This window comes from Palleronia sp. (genome assembly GCF_042089775.1).
Taxonomy (GTDB): domain Bacteria; phylum Pseudomonadota; class Alphaproteobacteria; order Rhodobacterales; family Rhodobacteraceae; genus Palleronia.
In genome coordinates, this window is the sequence record NZ_JBELKF010000091.1 from 6,781 (window position 1) to 13,126 (window position 6,346).

Genomic DNA, 6,346 nt, shown 5'->3' on the forward strand with positions numbered 1-6,346 from the left:
GTCAGCGGCCCGCTTTCGGCAGTGGCATTTCCAAGGGCAGCGTACGCTTTCCAAATTTCTGGGTGGTCCTCGGCGAGGTCCCCGGCAGCACCGGGCAGGGACTTTCTCATCTGTCTGTCCTTCAAGTTGACGAGTCGTCGATCAGTGGATTGGGCCGGGCGTAGCGTTCGAGTTTCTCCCGGTCGCCGATCCGGATCCGGTTACCCTGGGCCACGACGCCGTGGGACTGCAATCCCTTGAATGAGCGGCTCAAATGCTCCGGTGTCATGCCGAGAACGGAGGCGAGCCGCTTTTTCCCGATGTCGATATCGAAATCTTCCTCTTCGCCCGCGCGTGCCTGCGCCCGCAGAAGGTAGTTTGCAAGCCGTTCCGTCGACGTGCGCAGCTTCAGATCCTTTTGCGCCTTGACGACGGAGCGATAGCATTGTGCCAGTTCGGCCACCATCGCCCTGGCGAAGCCGCCGTCGATGTCGAAGATGGCGCGGACATGCTCGCTCGGGAGCAGAGCGATGCGGCTCTTCTCGAGCGTGCGTGCCGACATCAGGTAGGGCGCATCACGGATCGTTGCGGCCAGGATGAAGGTGGAGACAGGCCGCACCGTCGCCATGCTGGTTTCGCGATCATTCGACGTGGCGAACAGGTCGACCGAACCGGAGAGGACGATGTGCAGGAAATCGCTTGGCTCCCCCTCGGTGATCAGATCCACCTGGGGCGGGAAGTTCTGCACGAAGGCGCCGCGCATGAGGGTGGCAAAGTGTTCTTCCGCCATGGCCTCGAACAGATGCAGCTGTCGGATGTTTCTGTACGCGGCTTCGGGCATCCGGCCTCCTGTCAGGTTGCTGGCCCGTGCGCATTCTCGATGGTTGCTTGATAAAAATCAAGCCATCGGCCGACATGCGCGTGGAATCGCTTTGATAATAATCGTAACCCGTTATTTTTACGGCGTTTTCCGCCGCATCTTGATCCAGATCAAGTTCTGGACCCTGGCGGGCCCGTAGGTCTGGTGCCGATCCCGAAAGGGAGGATTCGCCACCCTTGCAGGAGCCCCTGGCATGCAGACCTCAGCCACAGCCTCACGCGCGGATCAGACCCGCGCCCTGAGCCTGAGTACGATCGCCTTCACCGCCTGTTTCGCAGTCTGGACTATCTTTTCGATCATCGGCGTCGCCATCAAGTCCGAGCTGGGTTTGAACGACACCCAGTTTGGACTTTTGGTCGCAGCGCCGATCCTGACTGGCGCAGTCTCCCGGCTGTTTCTCGGCGTCTGGGCGGAGAAGTACGGCGCGCGGCTGGTGTTCTCCGGTCAGATGATCCTTACCGCCCTGGCGACCGTGGCGCTGACATTCGCCGACACGTACGTCATGTACCTGATCGCGGCGCTCGGGATCGGCCTCGCCGGCGGCTCGTTCATCATCGGTGTCGCCTATGTGAGCCGCTGGTACGACGCGGGCCACCAGGGCACCGCGTTGGGCATCTTCGGTGCCGGCAATGTCGGCGCGGCCGTCACCAAGTTCGTCGCACCCTTCGTCATGGTCGCCTATGGCTGGCACGGGGTCGCGTTCGTCTGGGCGGCAGGGCTTGCGATCATCGGCGTGCTGTTCTTCCTGCTGGCCAAGGATGACCCCGAACTGGTCGAGCGGCGCAGGACCGGCACGCGGGCGCCCACCTTCGCGCAGCAAATGGCGCCACTGAAGAATCTGCAGGTCTGGCGGTTCTCGCTGTACTACTTCTTCGTCTTCGGCGCCTTCGTCGCCCTCGCGCTGTGGCTGCCCCACTACCTGATCGACGCATACGGCATCGACGTGCGCTTCGCGGGCATGGCGGCTGCGACCTTCAGCCTTTCGGCCTCGCTGTTCCGCGCCTATGGCGGCGTACTGTCCGACAAGTTTGGCGCTCGGACCGTCATGTACTGGACCTTCGGCTTCAGCCTGCTTTTCCTGTTCATGCTGTCCTACCCGCCGACGGATTACATCGTCCAGGGCAAGGATGGTCCGATCGCGTTCTCGACCCAGATGGGTCTGTGGCCCTTCATCGTCACCCTGTTTGCGCTCGGCTTCTTCATGAGCCTGGGCAAGGCGGCGGTCTTCAAGCACATCCCGGTCTACTACCCGAATCATGTCGGCGCGGTCGGCGGTCTGGTGGGCATGATCGGCGGTCTTGGCGGTTTCATCCTGCCCATCGGCTTCGGCGCGTTGCTGGACCTGACAGGCATCTACACTTCGTGCTTCGCCCTGCTGTTCGTCCTGGTCGCCGTCGCGCTGACATGGATGCACCTGTCCGTCCGGGCGATGGAACGCGGTGCGCACGGCGAGGTTCTGGACCGCCTGCCGCAACTTCCCGAGATGCAGCCCATCCACCACCCCGAGCGCACGGCCATGCCGCGCGTCTTGGAGGACTGGCGCCCCGAGGACCCGCAGTTCTGGGAGGAAAAGGGCCGTCACGTTGCACGGCGCAACCTCTGGATCTCGATCCCGGCGCTGCTACTCGCCTTCGCTGTCTGGATGGTCTGGTCCGTGGTCGTGGCACGCCTGCCCGCCATCGGGTTCGAGTTCACCTCGGGACAGCTTTTCTGGCTGGCGGCACTTCCGGGCCTTTCGGGTGCAACCCTGCGCATCTTCTACAGCTTCATGGTGCCGATCTTCGGCGGACGGCTCTGGACGACCCTCTCCACCGCATCGTTGCTGCTGCCTGCCTTGGGCATCGGGTACGCGGTGCAGAACCCCGACACGCCCTACCTGATCTTCCTTGTCCTGGCCCTTCTGTGCGGGTTCGGCGGCGGCAATTTCGCCTCGTCCATGGCAAACATCGGCTACTTCTTCCCGAAGTCCGAGAAGGGCAACGCGCTGGCCATGAACGCGGGCCTGGGCAACCTCGGCGTATCGGTCATGCAGTTCCTCGTGCCGATCGTCATCACGGCGGGCGTGTTCGGTGCGCTCGGTGGGCAGCCGCAGACGATGTCCGAAGGCGGCCAGCTCTGGATGCAGAACGCGGGCTTCGTCTGGGTGCCCTTCATCCTGGCCGCGACCATCGCCGCCTGGCTGGGCATGAACGACATCGCCGATGCACGCGCCAGCTTCTCGGACCAGGCGGTGATCTTCGGGCGCAAGCACAATTGGCTGATGTGCGTCCTCTATACCGGCACCTTCGGCAGCTTCATCGGCTACTCGGCCGGCTTCCCGCTGCTGACGGGGCTCGCCTTCCCCGATGTGAACGCGCTGAACTACGTGTTCCTCGGGCCGCTGGTGGGTGCGCTGTCGCGCGCCGGAACCGGCTGGATCAGCGACCGCTTCGGTGGCGGACGGGTGACCTTCTGGACCTTCAACGCGATGATCGTGGCCACCTTCGGCGTAATCTTCTTCCTCAACTTGGGTTCGTTCGCCGGCTTCTTCGCCTGCTTCATGGCACTGTTCTTCCTGACCGGGGTCGGCAACGCGTCAACCTTCCAGATGATCCCGGTGATCATGGGCCGCGAAGTGCCCCGCCTGATGCCGCATCTGAACTCCGAAGAGCGCAAGCGGCAGATCGCCATGGAATCCGGCGCGATCACGGCCTTCACCTCGGCCATCGCCGCCTACGGCGCCTTCTTCATCCCGAAGGCCTACGGCAGCTCGATCGCGATGACGGGCTCGGCCGTGGGGGCGTTGTGGGGCTTCCTGATCTTCTACGCGATCTGCGTGGCGATCACCTGGGCCGTCTACACCCGGCGCGGCGGCCTGCTGCACGACATCGAGCATCGGCCCGCGCCCGCGGCGCCCGTCGCGGCACAGCCCGCAGAATAAGTCATCCGAGCATACGGGCGGCGCCGGCCGCCGCCCGGATCCAGACAGCCAAAAGGACAAAGAAATGAGCCATCTGCTCGACAGACTGAACTTCTTCCAGAGCAAGGAACTGGAGCAATTCTCCGACGGCTGGGGTCAGACCACCCGCGAGAGCCGGGACTGGGAGGACGCGTACCGGAACCGCTGGCGGCACGACAAGGTCGTACGCTCGACCCACGGCGTGAACTGCACGGGCTCGTGCTCGTGGACGATCTACGTCAAGTCCGGCATCGTCACTTGGGAGACGCAGCAGACGGACTATCCGCGCACCCGCGCGGGCCTGCCCAACCATGAACCGCGCGGCTGCGCGCGGGGGGCGTCCTACAGCTGGTATCTCTATTCCGCCAACCGCGTAAAGAACCCGCTGATCCGCGGTTCCCTGATGCGTGCCTGGCGCAGGATGCGCGAGACCATGACGCCCGTGGCCGCCTGGGCCGCCATCCAGAATGACCCGATCCTTCGGGCGTCGTACACCAAGACGCGCGGCAAGGGCGGCTTCGTGCGCGCGTCCTGGGACGAGGCGACCGAGATCGTCGCCGCCGCCAACGCCTACACCGCGAAGACTTACGGCCCCGACCGCGTCTTCGGCTTCTCTCCGATCCCGGCCATGTCGATGGTCAGCTATGCCGCCGGTGCACGGTACCTGAGCCTGCTGGGCGGCACCTGCATGTCCTTCTACGACTGGTATTGCGACCTGCCGCCCGCATCCCCGCAGACCTGGGGCGAGCAGACCGACGTACCCGAAAGCGCCGACTGGTACAACGCCGGGTTCCTGATGCTCTGGGGCTCGAACGTGCCGCAGACGCGCACGCCCGACGCGCATTTCTACACCGAGGTCCGGTATCGCGGCACCAAGTCGGCCGTTGTCAGCCCCGACTATTCCGAGGCGGCGAAGTTCGGCGACATCTGGCTGAACCCGCAGGCCGGCACCGACGCCGCGCTGGCGATGGCGTTCGGCCACGTGATCCTGCGCGAGTACTATCTCGACCGGCAGGCCGAGTACTTCGAGGACTACGCCCGCAAGTACACCGACATGCCGATGCTGGTCCGCCTGGATCAGGCGGACGGTCGCCTCGTGCCCGGACGGATGCTGCGCGCCGACGACTTTGACGGCAAGCTGGGCGAGACCAACAACCCCGACTGGAAGACGGTCGCCTATGACCAGACCTCGGGGCAGATCGTCGCGCCCAACGGCTCCATCGGCTTCCGCTGGGGCGAAGAGGGCAGCTGGAACCTCGAGGAAACTGCGGGCGGCGCCGAGGTCAACCTGCGCCTGACCCAGCTGCTGGAAAGCGACCACGACGAGATCGTCGGCGTGGACTTCCCCTATTTCGGCGGTTCCGCGACGGGCGATTTCGTCAAGTGCGATCATCCCGAGGTCCTGACCCGGAACATCCCCGCCCGGCGCATCAGTCTGGCCGACGGCACGGACGCGCTGGTCGCCACGGTCTTCGACCTGTTCTGCGCCAACTATGGCCTCGACCGGGGCCTTGGCGGCGACTGGGTGTCGAAGGACTTCAACGACGACAGCCCCTACACCCCCGCCTGGGCCGAGAAGATCACCGGCGTCGACCGCGAGAAGATCATCGCCGTGGCACGGGAATTCGCCAGTAACGCCGAGAAGACGCATGGCAAGTCCATGGTCATCCTCGGTGCCGGTCTGAACCACTGGTACCACATGGACATGGCCTACCGCGGCATCATCAACATGCTGGTGATGTGCGGCTGCATCGGACAGGAAGGTGGCGGCTGGTCGCACTACGTGGGCCAGGAGAAGCTGCGCCCGCAGACCGGATGGCAGCCACTGGCCTTCGCGCTGGACTGGAACCGTCCGCCGCGGCACATGAACTCGACATCCTGCTGGTATGCACACACCGACCAGTGGCGCTACGAGACGCTGCGCGCGGGCGAGATCCTGTCGCCGACGGCACCCGAGGGCGACTGGGACATCAGCCTCATCGACTACAACATCCGCGCCGAACGGATGGGATGGCTGCCCTCGGCACCGCAGCTGAAGACCAACCCGCTCGAGGTCTCGAAGGCGGCGAAGGCGGCCGGCGAGGACATCAAGGACTTCGTCGCCGCACAGCTGAAGTCGGGCGACCTGCAGATGTCCTGCGAAGATCCGGACGCGCCGGAGAACTGGCCGCGCAACCTGTTCGTCTGGCGCTCGAACCTGCTGGGGTCCTCGGGCAAGGGGCACGAATACTTCCTCAAGCATCTGTTGGGCACCGATCACGGCGTGATGGGCAAGGACCTGGGCGAGGAAGGACAGGCCATGCCCAAGGAGGCCGTGTGGCACGACGAGGCGCCGAAGGGCAAACTCGACCTGCTTGTGACGATCGACTTCCGCATGTCCACCACCTGCGTCTACTCCGACATCGTTCTGCCCACGGCCAGCTGGTACGAGAAGGACGACCTGAACACCTCGGACATGCATCCGTTCATCCACCCGCTGCAGGCGGCGGTGGACCCGGCCTACGAGTCGAAGTCCGACTGGGAGATCTTCAAGTCGATCGCCCGGAAGT

At 64.6% G+C, this 6,346-nt stretch carries 3 protein-coding genes; 2 read left to right on the plus strand and 1 reads right to left on the minus strand.

What is annotated here, in order from left to right; all coding sequences use genetic code 11:
* Positions 1-121: 121 nt before the first annotated feature.
* Positions 122-820 (minus strand): helix-turn-helix domain-containing protein, encoded by a 699-nt coding sequence (locus ACFDS3_RS16600; RefSeq protein ID WP_375263469.1) that lies wholly within the window; start codon positions 818-820, stop codon positions 122-124.
* A gap of 232 nt (positions 821-1,052) precedes the next feature.
* Between ACFDS3_RS16600 and ACFDS3_RS16605 the strand changes: the two genes are divergently transcribed.
* Positions 1,053-3,779 (plus strand): nitrate/nitrite transporter, encoded by a 2,727-nt coding sequence (locus tag ACFDS3_RS16605; RefSeq protein WP_375263470.1) that lies wholly within the window; start codon positions 1,053-1,055, stop codon positions 3,777-3,779.
* Positions 3,780-3,843: 64 nt separating this feature from the next.
* A partial coding sequence (locus ACFDS3_RS16610) for a nitrate reductase subunit alpha (protein WP_375263471.1) occupies positions 3,844-6,346 on the plus strand: 2,503 nt, incomplete at its 3' end.